This window comes from Achromobacter sp. B7, assembly GCF_003600685.1.
GTDB classification, from domain to species: Bacteria; Pseudomonadota; Gammaproteobacteria; order Burkholderiales; family Burkholderiaceae_B; genus Achromobacter; species Achromobacter spanius_B.
Genome location: NZ_CP032084.1, coordinates 4,858,455 through 4,877,752, shown reverse-complemented (window position 1 = coordinate 4,877,752; position 19,298 = coordinate 4,858,455). Strand labels below are relative to the sequence as shown.

Genomic DNA, 19,298 nt, shown 5'->3' with positions numbered 1-19,298 from the left:
CGGCCCGCCGCCATGGGGCATTCCAGCGAACTGCAATTGGTGGTTGAGCTGGCCCGTGCCGGCGGCATGTCGGCGGCTGCCCGCCAACTGGATGTGACGCCGGCTGCTGTCAGCAAACGGCTGGCGCAGATCGAAGCGCGGCTGGGCGTGCGCCTGTTCAACCGCAGCACGCGGCGCCTGAGCCTGACCGCCGAAGGCGAGGTCTACCTGGAAAGCGCCCGCCGCATCCTGGGCGACATCGAAGACCTGGACGCGCTGATCGCCAGCCGCCAGGACACCCCGCGCGGCCGTTTGAAAGTCAACGCGCCGCTGGGTTTTGGCCGCAGCTACATCGCGCCGGCCATCGCGGAATTTTCCAGGCAGTATCCCGACGTGATGTTGCAATTGCAGCTGACCGACAGCCCCGCCGACTTCGTGCAGGATGCGTTCGACGTGGCGGTGCGCTTTGGCGACCTGCCCGACACGCGCTTGATCGCCCGCAAGATCGCGCCCAACCGCCGGCTGGTGTGCGCATCGCCGGCTTACCTGAAAGCGCATGGCGTGCCGCTGACCCCGCACGACCTGACGCGGCACCAGTGCATCGTGCTGCGCCAGAACGAAGACGCCTACAGCCTGTGGCGCTTCACCAAGGGCCGGCGCAGCGAAACCGTGAAGGTGCGGGGCACGTTAAGCAGCAACGATGGGGAAGTCACGCTGACCTGGGGGCTTGCCGGCCTGGGCATCTTGCAGCGCGCCGAATGGGATCTGGCGCGCTACCTGCGCAGCGGCCGGCTGGTGCACGTGCTGGAAGACTACGCGCTGCCGCAAGCCGACATCTACGCCGTGTTCCCCGAACGCCACCACCTGTCCGCCAAGGTCCGCGTCTTCGTGGATTTTTTGGTGGGCTATTTTCAGCGCGATAAACAGGCAGCCTGGTAGGGAAGGATGCGCGGCCCTGCGCAGAAGCCGCCAGGTGAGTGGCAAGCGGCAGACTGGACCGACAGCACGCAGCACGCAGCAGACAGCACGCAGCACGCAGCAGACAGCCGGCAGCAGACAGCAGACAGCAGACACCAGACAGCAGGCCGCCCCGTCCTCAATCCGCCGCGCTCAACCCGCCGACCACAGATGCTGCGCGGCATACGCGCGCCATGGCCGCCATGAGTCGGACCGCGCCAGCAACTGCGCGGGCGTGTAGGGCCGCGCTTCCAATTTCTCCAACGCACGGATCAAGCCGATGTCCGCGCTGGGAAACGCATCCGGTTCGCGCAACTGGCGCAACGCAATGTACTGCGCCGTCCACTCTCCGATGCCGCGTATTGCGCGCAGCCGCTTGACCGCGTCTTCCAGACTGCTGCCCGGATCGAACAAACGTGGGTCCGCCACCGCCGCAGCCGCCACCGCCGACAGCGTGGCCGCGCGGCTGCGCGGCATGCCCAGACCGGCAAGCTCCGCGTGGGCCAACGCAGGCGGCTCGGGAAAACAGTGGGTCAGGCCGTCCTCGGGCTGCGTCAGCCATGCGCCATGCGCGGCCACCAGCTTGCCCGCCAGCCGGATAGCCGCCGACACGGTGATCTGCTGGCCCAGCACCGCGCGCATCGCCAATTCAAAACCGTCCCAGGCGCCCGGCACGCGCAAGCCAGGGCGCGCCGCGATCAACGCCGCCATCACCGGGTCATGCGCGAACTGCGCCGCCAGCGCAACGGGGTCGCTGCCCAGGTCGAACAGCCGCCGGATCCGCGCAATGATCGTCGGCAAGGCATTCACGCGCGCCACGCGCACCGTGGCCTGCAACGCGTTGCCCGTGCCCGGCCGCACGCTGATCGTGCCCTGCATGCCATCCACGCTGACCGTGCGCGCATAGCCATCGCCATCCACGCGCTCCATGCCGGGTATGGCCCGCATCCGCAGAAAATCCAGCATGGCCGCCCAGTCGTAAGGCGGCCGGTAGCGCAGCAACAGCTTGATTTCGCCTTGCGCGGCGTAGGGCACATCGGGCCGGGCCGAACGCCGCAGCGCGCCGGGCGCGCGCCCGAACAGCGCCAGGAAGGTTTCGTTAAAGCGGCGAATGCTGCCAAAGCCGGAAGCGAAGGCAATGTCGGCCATGGGCAGCTGGGTTTCGTGGATCAGTTGCTTGGCCAGCAGCACACGCCGGGTTTGCGCCACGGCCACCGCCGACGCACCCAGATGCTGGCGAAACAGCCGGCGTAGTTGCCGGTCGCCCACGCCCAGCCTGGCGGCCATCGCGTCCACGCCGGCATCGTCCAAGGCGCCCGCCTCGATCAGCGCCAGCGCGCGCGCCACGCTGTCCGGTAGTTCACGCGGGGGGCCAAGGTCGGGCGCGGTTTCCGGGCGGCAGCGCAGGCAAGGGTGAAACCCCGCTTCTTGCGCGGCGGCGGCACTGCCAAAAAACGTGACGTTGCGAGATAGCGGCGTGCGCGCCGGGCACACCGGGCGGCAATAAATGCGCGTGGTCTTCACCGCTGTGAAGAAGCGCCCGTCGTAACGGGCGTCGCGCACGCTGATGGCGCGGTAGCAGGCGTCGTGATCCAGGTTCATGCCGCCATGCTAGCGCCGCCGGCAGGCGGGCATCTAGCGGTTTTCGGACAGTGTTGTGCCGATGATATTGCTGTCCGAAAACCGCCGGCACATCCACCGCGCGGCACGCCTGCGCTTGGCCAAAAGCGCGGGCATGAGCGCGCATGTAAAGAAGTCGTCGCGCTTTGCAAACCCTTGTGACAGCTCTGAATGACTTTGTAGCGTGTTAAGCAACACGGCGGCATATGATGCGTTCCCTTTTTCGGAGAACAGATTTTTATGTCGCGCCCCTTGTGCATGTCCGCTATTTTGGCCGCCACGTTGATGCTCGCCGCGTGCGGTGACGACAACGCCAAGCCGCAAGCAAAAGCCGCTGAAGCCAGCACCGCCCAGGCCGAGATCGTCAAGTACAACCAGTACGTTGACGCGGCCAACAGCATCAGCCAGTCGTTTGATGAAACGCTGGACCAGTACAACAAGTACATGGTGCCCAAGATGGCCGACAAGAAGCCCGTGAAGGACTACGTCATCGGCAACGACATCATGGTGCTGCGCACCAAGGAAAAGCTGGAAAAGGCCCTGGCCATGAAGCCGGCCATCCCCGAGATCGACGCGCCCGCCAAGAACTTTGCCGACGCGCTGGGCAAGCTGGCCCCGCTGTCCACCGAGCTGCAAAACTACGCTGCCGCCAAGACCTTCCTGTCGGACAACGGCGCGCTGGCACGCGAGAAAAGCCCGGCCTACGTGGCCGCGCTGACCGAAGTGGCCAAGGCCGAAAGCGCCTTCTACCATGGCATTTCCGTGAAGGACACGGCCAACACCAAGGAAGCGTTCGAGAAGGCCAAGAAGGACACCGTGGCCTACTACCGCGCGGGCATGGTCTATTACGGCAAGTCCACGCTGGACCAGGCCACCGGCATTTTCGAAGGTACCGGCCTGGGCGACAAGAAGGACGCGTTCAAGCAGCAGCTGGACAAGCTGAACGAGATGACGCTGGGCTTTGACAAGAAGACCCGCGAGGCCGATCCCAAGGGCTGCGCCAGCACGATGATGCAGGCCAACGCCTTCCTGGCCGCCGGCCGCAAGGTGCTGGAAAACACGGACAGCGGCCGCTACAAGCAGGACGCCGAACGCACCGGCGCCTTCAAGATGATGCGCCCCACCATCGTGGACGACGCCTACAGCCTGCGCCAGACGTTCAACAACCTGATCAACAACCTGAACGTCAACCGCTGCTGATCATCGCTGCGGATCACCGCCGCGCCATCTTCAACTTCAGGTTGAAGATGTTGTGAACGGCGCTGCGCGCACGGCGCGCAGCGCTCGGTACATTGCCGACAGACCCTTACCCGCAAGGAGCCTGTCGGCTTATGAAGACCTACCGCATCGCAACCATCCCCGGCGACGGCATCGGCAAGGAAGTGATTCCGGCCGGCCAGCGCGTCATGCAGGCCATTGCCGGCGAAGGCGGCCTGCAATTCGAATTTCAGAACTTCGATTGGGGCGGCGACTATTACCGCCAGCACGGCGTGATGATGCCCGCCGATGGCCTGGACGCCTTGCGCGACAAGGACGCCATCCTGTTCGGCTCGGCCGGTGACCCCGACATTGCCGACCACATCACCCTGTGGGGCCTGCGCCTGAAGATCTGCCAGGGCTTTGACCAGTACGCCAACGTGCGTCCCACGCGCATCCTGCCCGGCATCGACGCGCCGCTAAAGCGCTGCACGCCCGAGCAACTGAACTGGGTCATCGTGCGCGAAAATTCCGAAGGCGAATATTCCGGCGTGGGGGGCCGCGTGCATCAGGGCCATCCGATCGAGGCCGCTACCGACGTGTCCATCATGACGCGGGCCGGCGTTGAACGCATCCTGCGCTTTGCCTTCAAGCTGGCGCAATCGCGCCCGCGCAAGCTGTTGACCGTCATCACCAAATCCAACGCGCAGCGCCACGCCATGGTCATGTGGGACGAGATCGCGCTGCAAGTCAGCCGCGAATTTCCCGACGTCACGTGGGACAAGGAACTGGTCGACGCCGCCACCGCGCGCATGGTCAACCGGCCCGCGTCGCTGGACACCATCGTGGCCACCAACCTGCACGCCGACATCCTCAGCGACCTGGCCGCCGCGCTGGCCGGCAGCCTGGGCATCGCGCCCACCGGCAACATCGACCCGGAACGCCGCTACCCCTCCATGTTCGAACCCATCCACGGTTCGGCCTTCGACATCATGGGGCAAGGCCTGGCCAACCCGGTGGGCACGTTCTGGTCGGTGGTCATGCTGCTGGAACACCTGGGCGAGACGGACGCGGCGGCGCGTTTGATGCAAGCCATCGAACGCGTCACGGCCACCCCGGCGCTGCATACTCGCGACCTGGGCGGGCAGGCGCGTACCGATGACGTTACCGAGGCCGTCTGCGCGCAGCTGGCGCAGGGCAGGCAGGTCAAGGCGGCGTAGCGGCACGCGCCGCCCGCGGCGATACCCGGACACCGCGACAGGGCGCAAGACCCCGAGGCAGCAAGCTTCACGCGGTGGCCGGCAATACAACAAGAAGCGAAGTCCATTCGTATTCCAAGGAGACAAGCATGTTCAAGCAACGATTCCGCGTGCGCGCGTTGGCGCTCGCCTGCGCGATGGGCCAGCCCTTGATGGGCGGGGCCGCCATGGCGCAGACGTATCCGGCCCGGCCGATCAGCCTGGTGGTGCCGTTTCCGGCGGGCGGCACCACCGACGTGTTGGCGCGGGCCTTGGGGCAGGAACTGTCCAAGAGCCTGGGCCAGCCGGTGGTGGTGGAAAACAAGCCGGGCGCGGGCTCGACGCTGGGCGCCGACTACGTGGCCAAGGCAGCGCCCGACGGCTACACGCTGCTGATGGGCGCGGTGCATCACACCATCGCCACCAGCGTCTACAAGAGCCTGCACTACGACTTTCAGAAGGACTTCGCGCCGGTGACGACGGTGGCGCTGGTGCCCAACGTGCTGGTCGTCAACCCCAAGCTGGACGCCACCACCGTGCAAGGCCTGCTCAAGCTGGCGCAGGCTGCGCCGGGCAAGCTGACGTATGGGTCCAACGGCATGGGCACGGGGCAACACCTGATCGGTGCGCAGTTCGAGCAGCAGGGCCACGTCAAGCTGCTGCACGTGCCGTACAAGGGCAGCGGGCCGTTGACCACCGATTTGCTGGGCGGCCAGATCGATATGTCGTTCGACACCATCACGCCCGTGCTGGCGCACATCCAAAGCGGCAAGCTGCGCGCGCTGGCCGTCACCACCGATCAGCGTTCGGCCGCGTTGCCCAATGTGCCGACGATGCAAGAGGCGGGCATCAAGCCCTTCAACATGGGGACGTGGTTTGGCGTGTTGGCGCCGGCCGCCGCGCCCGCCGAGGTGGTGACGCGGCTGAACGCCGAGATGGTGAAGATCATCCATTCGCCCGACTTCTCGCGCCGGATGGCCGAGATCGGGGCGGTGCCGATCGGCGATACGCCCGAGCAGATGCGCGCCCGTATCGGCGCGGACACCACCAACTACGCCAAGCTGGTCAAAGACGCGAACGTTGCGATCAACTGAGCGATCCGCCTTGCGCGGGCGCCAGGGGAAGCGGACCCCGCAAGCGCGCTGCGCCGGGTTGATCCGCCGACCGTCTACGCGCGGAACCAGCCGCGTGCAATCGGCAAGGCCAGCAGTTTGCGGTAAATGCCTTGCGTGGCCAGCGTCAGCGGTGCGCCGACGCGATTCCACACCGCCGCGGTAATCGCCGCGGCGATGGGCGCCAGCACCAGGCCGCCCGCGATGTCCAAGGGGAAATGCACGCCCAGATAGACGCGCGCCGTACCGACGACGGCGGCGCCCAGCAACGCAAGCCAGCCCCAGGCCGTCCAGCGCCGGTCCAGGATCAGCGCGAACGCAAAGGTGGCAATGATGATGGTGTGGTTGCTGGGGAAGGAAGAGGTCGCCTTGTGCGGAAAGAACGCATGGCCCAGCCCCAGCACGAACGGACGCGGCTGCGGCCACAGCGCCCCGCACAGATAGCTGATGAACAGCGCGGCGCCGATGCTGGCCAGCACCTTCAGCGCCAGGCTGCGTTGCGGCTGCCCGCCCCACAACCACAGCGCGGCCAGCGCGCCGGGCACCAGCAGGATCAGCCGGTTGGCGATCAGCATGGCGGCGTGGATGCGCCAGGCGGGCGAAGCCGGGTCGGCGTTGATCGAAAGAAACAGGGAATGGTTCAGGCTGTCCAGGAAATCCATGACACGTCATCGCAGCGTAATAAACAATAGCCGCGATGGTAATGGGGTTTCCCGTCAGTCCGCTTACAAAGTGCGGCGCCGTGCTGGGTTTTACTTCTGGACACGCGAGGCCGGCCGCAGCCTGATTCGGCCAAACCTCATCCTTTCAGCTTCTTGCCCAAGCGCCGCCAACCGATTACCACGCCGGTCAGGCTCAACGCCGCGCCGCCCAGGCTCAACACAATCAGCAGCACGTCCCACACCGGCCGGCGCGACAACAGGCCGGTCCAGTCCCAGCTATGCAAGAAGGCGAACAGCCAGCGGCTGACGCGATTGCTGCGGTCTTGCCGGCCCACGATCTGGCTGGTGGCCGGGTCCAGATACACCCAGGTCGCCTGCGGGTTGTCGTAGACGACGCGCCACATCGGCAGCGGCTTTTCGACGTGGCCCAGCATCGCGTGCGCGTCTCGCGCGTAGTAGTAGAAATCGTAGTCGTGCAGAACCTGAACCTCGCGTATCGCCGCGTCGGGCAGCAGGCGCGCGGCCGACTCGCGCAAGTCTGCTTCGGCAAACGCGGTGGGCGTGGCGGCCGTGGCCGACAGCACGCGCGGCGCGCCGACGCTGCTGCGGGCCAACGCCACGTCCTGGCCGGCGGCGCGCGTCCAGGTCAGTTCGCGCGGGGCGGCAGGCAGCGCGGCAATCAGTTCACGCGGCGAGGCCAGCGGCGTCTCGGCGGCGGGGCCGGCGTACGCGCTGTGCGCCAGCGGCGCGGCCGTGCTGGTAAACAACTTCCACGGGTTCATCGACATCAGGCCGCTGAAGATCCATGTGATGGTGATGGCGGCAAACAGCAGCCCGCTGATGTGATGCCATCGCATCATGCGTTCGCGGTAGGGCGAACGGCTGCCCGTGGCGTACGGGCGCGAAAAGCGCCAGCGCAGGATGCCCACCACCGTGCCCGTCAGCGCCACCAGCACACCCGCCACCGACAGCCACACCACCACGTCATGCCACCAGCGGTCCAGCACGTTGCCGCGCAGCGGATACAGCCAGTGGATCCACGCGCCCGCGTAGTTCCAGGCGCGCTCGTTGCGCGTGGCGTCCAGCACCACCGCGCCCGTGGCCGACGACACGTACAAGCGCGTGCGCGCCGGGTCGTCCATGTCCACCCGATGCAGCGGACGGTGCACGTCCAGCGAACCCGAATGCGTGTAGACGTCTTCGTCCACGGTTTCCTGATGGCGCGCGGCGTACTGCCCGCCGAACCATGCCTGCGCCGATGCCTTCGCCACCGACGCATCGGCGGGCGGCAGCAGGGCGCCGGTGGCCGCATCCACCACCTTGGGCGGCTTGCGCGGCGCGCCGGGCACCAGATAGACCGGCGCGCCGGCGCGCGTGGCGGCCAGGCTCAGGCCGATGGAATCGCTTGCCCCGGCCGCCGCCAGCGCCTGGGCGGGCGTGACGGCAAGCGTGGCCGCGTCCAGCGGCGCCAGATGCGTCAGCCGCTCGTGCGGCGTCAGCTTGGGGTAGCCCACGTACATCATCACCACGCCGGAAATAAACCACATGGCGAAGAACAGGCACAGCACAATGCCGGCCCAGCGATGGATCAGGTACAGCCAACGCTTGGCGCGCGTGGACAGTGGCGGCCCGGCGTGGCGCGCGGGCGCGCGGCTGGATGTGGTGCTCATGGCATCCCCCTTGGTCGCGCGTTCGTCAGAACCGCATTTGCAGCGTCAGTTCCACCGAACGCGGCGCGCCCAGGTAGAACATGGTCGGGCTGGCGTTGGCGGCGTAGACCTTGTCGGTCAGGTTACGCACGCGCACGGTGGCGTTCACGTTGCGGTTGATCCGGTGCGACAGGGCCGCATCGAACACGGTGTAGGACGGCGCCCACACGGTGTTGGCCGCGTCCGCGTAGGAACGGCCCACGTAGCGCGCGGCGACGCTGGCATTCCAGTCGGGCACGAAGGCGTAATCGATCCATACGTTGGCCAACCGGCGTGGCGTGTTGGTCGGCACGTTGCCATTGCGCGATACCGGCACGCCACCCACGGATTGCGAGAAGTCGTCGTAACGCGGGTCGACAAAGGCCACGTTGCCTTGCAGGGACAGCTTGGGCGTCAGTTGCAGGCCGCCCGCCAGTTCCACGCCGCGCGCGGACTGCGCGCCCACCGGCACGCTGACGCCGGGGTTGTCGGGGTCGGACGTGGCCATGTTCTTGCGCTTGATCTCGTAGACCGCCACGGTGGCCGCGCCGCGCCCGTCCCAGAAGTTGAACTTGCCGCCCACTTCGGCCTGCGTGCCGGTGGTGAGCTTGTCGTTGTTCAGCACGTCGGCGAAGGATGCGGTGGCCAGCAAGCCGGAAGGGGGGTCCGCCGCCGTCGCGTACTGCGCGTACAACGCGGCTTCGGGGCTGACTTCCCAGTTCACGCCCAAGCGCCCGGTCAAGGGCGAATAGCTGCGCTGCGCGCTGGCGGGCGACGTGGCGGTCACCGCGCGGCGGTTGGTCAGGTCCAGGTCGATAAAGTCCTTGCGCAGCGCCGACACAATGGCCACGCCGGGCAGCACCTGCGTGCGGTTTTCCACCGTCAGGGCAAAGGTGCGGATGCGGTTCTCGCGATCGGGCTTGTGGCCGCGCGTCATGCCGGGAATATCGTAGAAGTCGCCAGGCGAAAAGTCGTACGGGTCCACGGCGTCGACCTGGCCGTTGATGCTGGTTGGAAAGCGCGTGACCTTGTTCTGGCTGATGTCGGCGCCAAACGACCAGTCGCTGGGCAGCCCGGCAAGCGTCGAGCGGTACAGCCCTTCGATGCGGTTGCCGGTCAGCGTCTGCTCGTGCCGTTGCAGCAACGCGCCCGAGCGCAGCACCAGGCTGTTGCCGGCATTGAAGCGATAGCTTTCCAGGTTACGAAAATCGCGTTCAGCACGATAGTGGTACAGCGTGTTCTTCAGCGTCAGGTTCGAGCCCGCGCGCCATTCGGTGATCGACCGCGCCCACAGAATGGATTGCTCGTACAGGCCGTCGTTGACGTTGTAGTTCTTGAAACGCGTGCCATCCATGATCTGGCCTTCGCCTTGCACCACGCCGTTGGCGTTGGTTTTTAGCGGCGTGCCCCAGTAGGGGCGGTCGACCTGTTCGCGCTGGTATTCAAAGGCGAAGGTCTGGGTCAGGTCCGCGCCCAGGTCCGACAGCAGCGATGCCGCCACTTGCGTGGCGCGGCTATGGTTGCCGTCCACCCAACCGTGGCTGGAGCCGGTGTTGGCGTCGATACGCAGGTAGTGGCCCTGGCCGCCGGCGTCACCCGCCAATTGCTGGTTCAGGCCGATGGAATATTGGCGGCTGTCGAACGAGCCCAGGCGGAATTGGCTGTCGTAGAAGGTGTCGCGTTCGGGCAGCTTGGTGACAACGTTGATGGCGCCGCCGACCGCGCCCGCGCCGAACAGAAACGTGGACGGGCCGCCGATGGCTTCGACGCGATCGTAGATCCAGCTGTCCACCGGGCGCCCGGCAATGGCGTCGTACTGCACCGAGATGCCGTTGAACAATTGCGATACCTGGCCACCGGCGAAGCCGCGATAGCTGACCGCGCCGGCATTGCCGGGGGGCGAGGCGTTGTCCACGCCCGGAATGCCGCGCGCGATGTCCTGCGTGTTGAGCGAGCCACGCGCTTCGATCTGCTCGCGCGTGATGACGGTGACGCTGGCCGGCGTTTCGCGCAGGGTCAGCCCCAGGCGGCTGCCGGTGCTGTCCTTGATGTCCAGGTCGATGGGGCCGTTGGGCGCCGGCTCAACATGGCCGGCGCCGTAAATGGTGGTGGGCGCCAGGGTCGTGACGGCGGGTTCGGCGGCCAGGGACAGGGCGGGAGCGCTGGCCATGACGCCCAGCAGCAAGGTGTACAGAGAAGTGTGTTTCATGAAGCATGCCTGCAAACGGGCGAGCGCGTCCGGCACGCCGCCGGAATGCAGGCGGTGCGCGGGGAAGGCTCAAGGTCTGGATGACGACGTCGCCATGCCTCGCGCATCAAGGCGCGAAGACGGTGGGTCGGCTAAAGACGGCAAGCTGGGCGATAGGTCGTGCTGCGCACACAGCGGGCCACGAGGGGCCACGACGGGACACCAAGGGGCCAAGAAGGGACCACCAAGGAAGCCGCGAACGTGTGGGCGGTTGACTCAGCGCCAGCTTAGTTGGCGGGCGGTGCGCGCGGCTGAACCGCGCTCCAGGCATGAAGGGGGTTTGCCGCCAGGAAGAACAGCGGCGGGTAGGTCGTGGCGCGGCGCACGGGAACGGGCAGCACCGGCACGGGCGTGGGCAGGATGCCGACGTCGGCATGGGGGTTACGGCACAGCGGACAATGGTGGTTGTCACCATGGCCGTCGCCGGCATGACCGTCTTGCGAGGCGTCGTGCGGGCCATCGTGCACGACGTCCAGCGTCATCGTGGCGCTGTCATCCGCGCCAGCGGCGCAGACATCGACCTGGATGCGATGGATGTGATGGCCGTCGGGAGACAGGCTCAGGGCATGGGCTAGCGACGGCGCCAACGACGCCCACAGGATCGCGGCAAGCGCGATCCACACGGTGGGGCGGGTCAGGAAAGTAGCGAAGCACATGGAGCCGGATTATATCGGAGCAGTTTTCCGATGCGCGCGCAAAATCAAAAGAATCTCAACGCGCTTTGCTCCGGCGCTTTGCCTGCGGCGCGGCCAGGTGCATGGCCCGGAGGATGGCCCGCTGCATGGCCCGGCGCGGGGCCGGTTCAAACCGACAGATGCCGCCGCACGTCCTCGCCGTCGATGGCGCTACGGTCGCCGCTGGCCACCACTTCGCCGCGCGACAGCACCACGAACTGATCCGCCAGCTCGCGCGCGAAATCGAAGTACTGCTCGCATAGCAGGATGGCGATGTCGCCGCGCTGGCGCAGCATGTGGATCACCCGCGCGATGTCCTTGATGATGGACGGCTGGATGCCTTCGGTGGGCTCGTCCAGAATGATGAGCTTGGGCTCGGCCACCAGCGCGCGCGCAATGGCCAGCTGTTGCTGCTGGCCGCCCGACAGGTCGCCTCCGCGCCGCGACAGCATGCTTTTGAGCACGGGAAAAAGTTCAAACACCTCTTCCTTGATGCGACGCGCGCGCGCGGCGGGCTTGGTGGCCATGCCCATCAGGATGTTCTCTTCCACCGTCAGCCGCGCAAAGATGTCGCGGCCCTGCGGCACATAGGCCATGCCGCGCGCGGCGCGCTGGTGCGGCGCCAGCCGTGTGATGTCCGCACCGTCGAAAGCGATGTTGCCGCTGGCCACGGGCAACACGCCCATCACGCATTTCAGCAAGGTGGTCTTGCCCACGCCGTTGCGGCCCAGCAGGGCCAGGCATTCGCCCTGGCGCACCGACATCGATACGCCGCGCAGCGTGTGGCTGCCGCCGTAGTATTGGTTGATCGTGCTTACGTCCAGCATCTTTAGCGCCCCAGGTAGACTTCGATCACGCGCGGGTCGGCCTGCACCTTGCTCATCGGCCCTTCGGCCAGCACCGAGCCTTCGTGCAGCACCGTCACCTTGCCCGTGCCCGCGATCTGGTTGACGAAGTCCATGTCGTGTTCCACCACCATCAATGAATGGCGGCCCCGCAGCTCGTTCAGCAGTTCGCCGGTGCGTTCGGTTTCGGCATCGGTCATGCCCGCCACGGGTTCATCCAGCAACAGCAGCTGCGGCTCTTGCATCAGCAGCATGCCGATTTCCAGCCACTGCTTCTGCCCGTGCGACAGCAGGCCGGCCGGGCGCCGCACTTCCGTGCGCAGGCGGATCAGGTCCAGCGTTTCGCCGATCTTGTCGGCCTGCTCGCTGCTCAGGCGCGAGAACAGCGTGGGCCGCACGCGCTTGTCCGTCTTCATCGCCAGCTCCAGGTTTTCAAACACGCTGTGCTGCTCGAAGACCGTGGGGCGCTGGAACTTGCGGCCGATGCCCGCGTGCGCAATCTGCGCTTCGTTCAAGGTTGTCAGGTCTATGCTCTGGCCAAAAAACGCGGTGCCCGCCGTGGGCCGCGTCTTGCCGGTGATGACGTCCATCATCGTGGTCTTGCCCGCGCCGTTGGGGCCGATGATGCAGCGCAGTTCGCCCACGCCGATGTCCAGCGTCAGGTCGTTCAGCGCCTTGAAACCGTCGAAACTGACGGTGATGCCTTCCAGGTACAGGATGGCGCCGTGGCTGGTGTCCAGGCCCTTGGGGCTGACGCGGCCGTAGCCGGCATCGCCGCTGGGGCCGCCGTCCAGCATGGCCTGTTCGGTGTGCGTGCTGGTCATGCCTTCTTCTCCTGCAAGCGTGCCATGATGCGGCGGGCCAGGCCCACGATGCCGGTGGGCAGGAACAGCGTCACCAGCACGAAGATCAGGCCCAGCGCATACAGCCAGAATTCCGGCAGCACGCTGGTGAACCAGGTCTTCAAGCCATTGACCGCACCCGCGCCGATGATGGGGCCGATCAAGGTGCCGCGCCCGCCGGTGGCCACCCAGATCACCATTTCAATCGAGGTCTCGGTCGACATTTCGCTGGGGTTGATGATGCCCACCTGCGGCACGTACAGCGCGCCGGCTATGCCGCACAACACGGCCGACAAGGTCCACACGAACAGCTTGAATCCCAAGGGGTCGTAGCCGATAAAACGCAGCCGGCTTTCGGCATCGCGCACGGCGGTCAGCACGCGGCCCAGCTTGGATTGCGTGACCACGCGCGCCAGGATCAACGCGCCCGCCAACGCGGCCAGCGTGATCCAGTACAGCGCGGCGCGCGTGCCCGGCGCGGTGATGTCAAAACCCAGGATGCGCTTGAAATCGGTAAAGCCGTTATTGCCGCCAAAGCCCGTGTCGTTGCGAAAGAACAGCAGCATGGCGGCGAACGTCAGCGCCTGCGTGATGATGGAAAAGTACACGCCCTTGATGCGTGAGCGGAAGGCGAAGTAGCCGAACACAAAGGCCAGCACGCCGGGCACCAGCACCACCAGCAGCATCGCGTACCAGAAGTGCTCGGTGAAGGACCAGTACCAGGGGTAGCTCTTCCAATCCAGGAACACCATGAAGTCGGGCAGGTTGCTTTGGTAGACGCCGTCGCGGCCGATGGCGCGCATCAAATACATGCCGTGCGCGTAGCCGCCCAGTGCAAAGAACAGGCCGTGGCCCAGCGACAGGATGCCGGCGTAGCCCCACACCAGGTCCAGCGCCAGCGCCGCCATCGCGTAGCACATGAACTTGCCCAGCAGCGCCACGGCATACGCGGACACGTGCAGCGCATGGCCGGGCGGAAACACCAGGTTCAGCAGCGGCAGCAGCGCCAGCAGTGCGGCCGCCACGGCCAGGGCCGTCCACGCGCGGCCCGAGAACAGGGGGCGGCGGGTCAGCAGGGTCAGATCGGTCAGCGCGGTCTGTTTCATTCAACGCTCCGGCCGCGAGGGGCGAACAGGCCTTGCGGCCGCTTTTGGACAAACAGCACGATGAGCACCAGGATGGTGATCTTGGCCATGACGGCGCCCGCATAGGGCTCCAGGAATTTGTTGACGCCGCCCAGCCCCATGGCCGCGATGACGGTGCCGGCCAACTGGCCCACGCCGCCCAGCACCACCACCATGAAAGAGTCGACGATGTAGCCGCGCCCCAGGTCGGGCCCCACGTTGCCCAGCTGCGACAAGGCTACGCCGGCAAGGCCCGCAATGCCCGAGCCCAGGCCGAAGGCCAGCATGTCCACGCGTCCGGTCGGCACGCCCACGCAATCGGCCATGCGCCGGTTCTGCGTGATGGCGCGCACGAACAGCCCCAGGCGCGTGTGGTTCAGCAGCACCCACACCAGGAACACCACAAAGAAGGCAAAGCCGATGATGACCAGCCGGTTGTAGGTCAGCACCAGGCCGCCCAGCACCGTGATGCCGCCGGACATCCAGCTGGGGTTGCCCACTTCCACGTTCTGCGCGCCGAACAACGTGCGCACGCCTTGCATCAGCATCAGGCTGATGCCCCACGTGGCCAGCAGCGTTTCCAGCGGCCGGCCGTACAGCCAGCGGATCACGGTGCGTTCCAGCGCCATCCCGACCAGCGCCGTCACGACGAAAGCCAGCGGCAGCGCCGCCACCACGTACCAGTCCAGCCAGCCTGGCAACCAGGCGCGAAACAGCGACTGCACCACGTAGGTCACATACGCGCCGATCATCAGCAATTCGCCGTGCGCCATGTTGATGACGCCCATCAAACCGAAGGTGATGGCAAGCCCCAGCGCCGCCAGCAGCAACACGCTGCCCAGGCTGATGCCGTAGAACAGGTTGCCGGCCCATTCAATCGTGGCCAGGTGGCGGTCGATCTGTTTAAGCGCGGTGGCTGCGGCCTCGCGCACGCCGGCATCCGGTTCGGTGTATGCGCCGTCGCGCTCTTGCGTCAGCGCGGCAAGCGTCGGGCGGAACGCGGCGTTGCGCGTGTTGCCCAGCAGTTCCACGGCATGGCGGCGCTTGGCCGGGTCGGCGCTTTTTAATTCCAGGTTGGCCTGCGCGATCAGCAGCGCGTCGCGCACGGCGTCGTTCTTTTCGGAGGCCAGCGCCTTTTCAAGCATGGGCAGGCGGGCGGGGTCGCCGGTCTGCTGCAAGCGGCGCGCGGCGTCCAGCCGTTCATCGGGCTTGTCCGAAAACAAGCGGGAACCCGCCAGCGCGGCCTCGATGGCGCGGCGCAGGCGGTTGTTGATGCTGACGGTGCCGGAACCCGAAGGCAGGTCCACGGCCGCGCCGGTTGTCGGATCGGTGGCGCGCGCGCTGTCGATGCCGATCAGCACGCGTCCATCCGGCGTGGCATAAAGCTGGTCATTGCCCAGCGCCTGCAAGACGGCCGCGGCGCCGGGTTCGGGCAGCTGGCCCAGCGCGGCAATCGCTTGCAGCTTGGCGTCCGTGTCGTCGCCGGCCAGCGGCGCAAGCAGGGCCGGGTCCACGCCCGCTGCCGCCGCGGGGGCGGCCAGCAGCGGCATGGCAAGCAGCCACGCAAGAAGAAGACGACGCAAAACGTGTGCGATTGCCGCGATGTGCATGGCTGCTGTTTCCCTTAGAGGCCTTGCCTGCCTTCGTTACCCGGGATGTACGGGCTCCAGGGTTGAGCGCGGATCGGACCCTTGCTCTTCCACACCACGTTGAACTGGCCGTCCGCCTTGATCTCGCCGATGTAGACGGGCTTGTGCAGGTGGTGGTTGGTCTTGTCCATTTCGATGGTGTAGCCGTCGGGCGCGTTGAACTTCTGGCCGCCCATTGCCGCAATCACCTTGTCCACATCGGTGGTCTTGGCCTGTTCCACGGCCTGCTTCCACATGTGGATGCCGACGTAGGTGGCTTCCATCGGGTCATTGGTCACGACCGTGCTGGCGTTGGGCAGGTTCTTGGCCTTGGCGTAGGCCTTCCACTTCTTGATGAACTCTTCGTTGACCGGGTTCTTCACCGATTGGAAGTAGTTCCACGCGGCCAGGTGGCCGACCAGCGGCTTGGTGTCCACGCCGCGCAGTTCTTCTTCACCCACCGAGAACGCCACGACCGGCACGTCGGTAGCCTTCAGGCCGGCGTTGCCAAGCTCCTTGTAGAAGGGCACGTTGGAATCGCCGTTGATGGTCGAGATGACGGCCGTCTTGCCGCCGGTGGCGAACTTCTTGATGTTGGCCACGATGGTCTGGTAGTCGGAATGGCCGAACGGCGTGTAGACCTCGTCGATGTCGCTGTCCTTGACGCCCTTGGAATGCAGGAAGGCGCGCAGGATTTTGTTGGTGGTGCGCGGATAGACGTAGTCGGTGCCCAGCAGCACGAAGCGCTTGGCGCCGCCGCCGTCTTCGCTCATCAGGTATTCCACGGCCGGAATCGCTTGCTGGTTGGGCGCGGCGCCGGTGTAGAACACGTTCTTCTCAAGCTCTTCGCCTTCGTACTGCACCGGGTAGAACAACAGGCCGTTCAATTCCTTGAAGACCGGCAGCACCGACTTGCGCGACACCGACGTCCAGCAGCCAAACACCACTGCCACCTTGTCCTGCGACAGCAGTTGGCGCGACTTCTCGGCGAACAGCGGCCAGTTCGACGCGGGGTCCACCACCACGGCTTCCAGCTTCTTTCCCATCACGCCGCCGTTGGCATTGATTTCGTCGATGGTCATCAGCGCGACGTCTTTGAGCGACGTCTCCGAGATGGCCATGGTGCCCGACAGGGAATGCAAGATGCCGACCTTGATGGTGTCTTCGGCGGCGAATACCTGCGGCATCCAACCGGACATGGCCAACAGGCTCATGGCGGTCAGTTGCTTCAAGGCTAGTCTGCGTTTCATGGTGACTCCTGGATGGAATGTGCCGGACGCACCGGCAGGAACGATCTCTAACAACACCTGACAACAAGAACCTCAAAGCAAAAGGCATGCCAAGTGCGTGGCGCGCGTCGGGCCGCTGTATGAAGAGGGGGTGTTTACGCGAACGCCGGCGTGCGTGGCTCGGCGGTCGTGGCCGGATCAAAACAGTGCCGCGTGCACAAAACAGGTGCGTGTCCTGCCCGCTTGCGGTGCGCGTGATGCGAGCGCGGTGGGCGCGCGACGGCCATTGCATGGGGCCATGCGCCGCGCGCCAGAGGGAAACGCCGCCAGTCCGCCAACATGGCACGGCTATTGCTTGGGAATCCGTACTTGTATACAAGAAAGGATTCCAGCATGAATGCCGCAGCAACCCAGACGAGCCCCATTGGTTGGACCATCGCGCAATGGCAGGCCGCCTACCGCGACACCGGCGCGCAGCCCGACGTGCTGCTGGCCGATTACGCCGCGCCGCAAGACGGGCCTGTGGACAATGCCTGGATCTGCCGCGTGGACCGCGCCACGCTGGATGAGCAGCTGGATGGCCTGCGCCTGATGCTGGCCGCCGTGGGCGGCGACATGACGCGCCTGCCGCTGTACGGTGTGCCATTCGCCATCAAGGACAACATCGATGCGGCGGGTTGGCCCACGACGGCGGCCTGCCCGGAGTTCGCCTACACCGCACAGGAAGACGCGACCGTGGTGCAGCGCCTGCGCGCGGCCGGCGCCATCCTGATCGGCAAGACCAACCTGGATCAGTTCGCCACCGGCCTGGTGGGCACGCGCTCGCCGCATGGCGCGGTGGCCAACACGTTCAACCCCGACTATGTCAGCGGCGGTTCCAGCTCGGGGTCCGCCTCGGTGGTGGCGCGCGGCATTGCCGCGTTTTCGCTGGGCACCGACACCGCCGGCTCGGGCCGCGTGCCGGCCGGGTTCAACAACATCGTGGGCCTCAAGCCCACCAAGGGCTGGCTCAGCACGGCGGGCGTGGTGCCGGCGTGCCGCACGCTGGATTGCGTGTCGATCTTTGCACTGACCGTGGCCGACGCCGAACTTGTTGCTGAGGTTGCGGGCGGCTACGACGAACGGGATCCGTATTCGCGCCAGATGCCGGCCGGCGCCTCGCTGCCGTGGCCGCGCGCGCCCAAGCTGGCGGTGCCCGCCACCTTGGAGTTCTTTGGCGATGCGCAGGCCGCCGCCGTGTTCGAGGACGCCGTACGCGCCTTGAAGGACACGGGCGCGCAAGTGCAGGCCATTGACTTTGCCCCCTTCAATGAGCTGGCCGCGCTGCTGTATCAAGGGCCGTGGGTGGCGGAACGTTTCGCGGCCGTGGAAGACTTGTGGCAAACGCAGCCCGACGCGATCAACCCCGTCGTGCGCGGCATTGTCGAGCAGGCCGCGAACTACACCGCGCTGGATGCGTTCAAGGCGGAATACCGCCGCGCGGAATTGACGCGGCAGATTCATCAGGCACTGGCCGGGTTCGACGCGCTGGTCGTGCCGACCTCGCCGTCGATCTACACCATTGCCCAGTTGCAGGCCGACCCCGTCACGCTGAATTCGCGTCTGGGCGTGTACACCAACTTTGCCAACCTGGCCGACCTGTCGGCGCTGGCCTTGCCCGCCGGCATGCGCGCCGACGGCTTGCCGTCGGGCATTACCGTGATCGGCCTGGCCTGGCAGGACCGCGCGCTGGCGCAGTTTGGCCGCTTGTGGCAAGCGCAACGCGGGCTGCCCCTGGGCGCTACCGGTGCACCGCTGCCCGCCGGCATCGACGCCGCGCGCGCGCCCGCCGATACGGTGCGCGTGGCGGTCGTGGGCGCACACCTGACCGGCATGCCGCTGAACCATCAACTGACCTCGCGCCACGCGGTGCTGGTGGAAAAGACGCGCACCGCAAGCGACTACCGCTTGTATGCACTGGCCAACACCACGCCGCCCAAGCCCGGGTTGGTGAAGTCCGAGTCCGGTGCCCCCATCGAGGTGGAACTGTGGGACGTGCCGGTGACGGCGTTCGGCGCCTTCGTGGCCGAGATCCCCGCGCCCCTGGGCATCGGCACGCTGGAGCTGGAAGACGGCCGGCTGGTCAAGGGCTTTATCTGCGAACCGCGCGGCCTGGACGGCGCGCGTGACATCACCGCGTTTGGCGGTTGGCGCGCGTATCTGGCCAGCCTGTCCGCCAACGCCGCCACCCCCCGCTAACCCCATCAAGCCACTGG

At 66.4% G+C, this 19,298-nt stretch carries 15 protein-coding genes; 5 read left to right on the top strand and 10 right to left on the bottom strand.

Annotated features, from left to right (window positions below):
* The first annotated feature begins 12 nt into the window (after positions 1–12).
* A complete protein-coding gene (locus tag DVB37_RS22120) occupies positions 13–918 on the top strand; it encodes a LysR family transcriptional regulator (RefSeq protein WP_046805185.1) in 906 nt (301 codons plus the stop codon).
* A gap of 171 nt (positions 919–1,089) precedes the next feature.
* Here the strand turns inward: DVB37_RS22120 and DVB37_RS22110 are convergent, their stop codons facing one another.
* Positions 1,090–2,538 (bottom strand): AlkA N-terminal domain-containing protein, encoded by a 1,449-nt coding sequence (locus tag DVB37_RS22110; protein WP_120156782.1) that lies wholly within the window; start codon positions 2,536–2,538, stop codon positions 1,090–1,092.
* 276 nt (positions 2,539–2,814) lie between these two features.
* Here DVB37_RS22110 and DVB37_RS22105 point away from each other — a divergent pair, with 276 nt between their 5' ends.
* The 3 genes from DVB37_RS22105 to DVB37_RS22095 all read left to right on the top strand — a co-directional run bounded on the left by DVB37_RS22105 (position 2,815) and on the right by DVB37_RS22095 (position 6,085).
* A complete protein-coding gene (locus DVB37_RS22105; RefSeq protein WP_240433956.1) occupies positions 2,815–3,756 on the top strand; it encodes a DUF3829 domain-containing protein in 942 nt (313 codons plus the stop codon).
* Between the two features lie 131 nt (positions 3,757–3,887).
* Positions 3,888–4,973, top strand: coding sequence for a tartrate dehydrogenase (locus tag DVB37_RS22100; protein ID WP_046805188.1), 1,086 nt, complete (start codon positions 3,888–3,890; stop codon positions 4,971–4,973).
* A 128-nt stretch (positions 4,974–5,101) separates the two neighbouring features.
* Positions 5,102–6,085, top strand: a complete 984-nt coding sequence (locus DVB37_RS22095; protein ID WP_120156780.1) for a tripartite tricarboxylate transporter substrate binding protein — start codon at positions 5,102–5,104, stop codon at positions 6,083–6,085.
* A 74-nt stretch (positions 6,086–6,159) separates the two neighbouring features.
* Here DVB37_RS22095 and DVB37_RS22090 read toward each other — a convergent pair whose 3' ends face one another.
* The 9 genes from DVB37_RS22090 to urtA all read right to left on the bottom strand — a co-directional run bounded on the left by DVB37_RS22090 (position 6,160) and on the right by urtA (position 17,064).
* Entirely contained in the window at positions 6,160–6,765 is a 606-nt protein-coding gene (locus tag DVB37_RS22090) for a phosphatase PAP2 family protein (protein WP_120156779.1), read from the bottom strand.
* A gap of 137 nt (positions 6,766–6,902) precedes the next feature.
* A complete protein-coding gene (locus DVB37_RS22085) occupies positions 6,903–8,435 on the bottom strand; it encodes a PepSY-associated TM helix domain-containing protein (RefSeq protein WP_120156778.1) in 1,533 nt (510 codons plus the stop codon).
* A 25-nt stretch (positions 8,436–8,460) separates the two neighbouring features.
* Positions 8,461–10,662 (bottom strand): TonB-dependent siderophore receptor, encoded by a 2,202-nt coding sequence (locus tag DVB37_RS22080; protein WP_120156777.1) that lies wholly within the window; start codon positions 10,660–10,662, stop codon positions 8,461–8,463.
* 266 nt (positions 10,663–10,928) lie between these two features.
* Positions 10,929–11,357, bottom strand: coding sequence for a DUF2946 family protein (locus DVB37_RS22075; protein ID WP_120156776.1), 429 nt, complete (start codon positions 11,355–11,357; stop codon positions 10,929–10,931).
* Between the two features lie 146 nt (positions 11,358–11,503).
* A complete protein-coding gene (gene urtE / locus DVB37_RS22070; protein ID WP_046805194.1) occupies positions 11,504–12,202 on the bottom strand; it encodes an urea ABC transporter ATP-binding subunit UrtE in 699 nt (232 codons plus the stop codon).
* Between the two features lie 2 nt (positions 12,203–12,204).
* Positions 12,205–13,044, bottom strand: coding sequence for an urea ABC transporter ATP-binding protein UrtD (gene urtD / locus DVB37_RS22065; protein ID WP_046805195.1), 840 nt, complete (start codon positions 13,042–13,044; stop codon positions 12,205–12,207).
* Entirely contained in the window at positions 13,041–14,168 is a 1,128-nt protein-coding gene (urtC, locus tag DVB37_RS22060) for an urea ABC transporter permease subunit UrtC (RefSeq protein WP_046805196.1), read from the bottom strand. Before urtC ends, urtD begins: the two co-directional genes overlap by 4 nt.
* Complete coding sequence (gene urtB, locus DVB37_RS22055) at positions 14,165–15,796, bottom strand: urea ABC transporter permease subunit UrtB (RefSeq protein ID WP_120156775.1); 1,632 nt, start codon at positions 15,794–15,796, stop codon at positions 14,165–14,167. The genes urtC and urtB overlap by 4 nt, the downstream gene beginning before the upstream one ends.
* A gap of 14 nt (positions 15,797–15,810) precedes the next feature.
* Positions 15,811–17,064 carry an urea ABC transporter substrate-binding protein gene (gene urtA, locus DVB37_RS22050; protein ID WP_120156774.1) on the bottom strand — a complete coding sequence of 418 codons (1,254 nt, stop codon included), beginning with the start codon at positions 17,062–17,064 and terminating at the stop codon, positions 15,811–15,813.
* Between the two features lie 372 nt (positions 17,065–17,436).
* Between urtA and atzF the strand changes: the two genes are divergently transcribed.
* The gene (atzF, locus tag DVB37_RS22045; RefSeq protein WP_120156773.1) at positions 17,437–19,281 is read left to right on the top strand and encodes an allophanate hydrolase; all 1,845 of its coding nucleotides are present in this window, start codon (positions 17,437–17,439) and stop codon (positions 19,279–19,281) included.
* Positions 19,282–19,298: the final 17 nt, after the last annotated feature.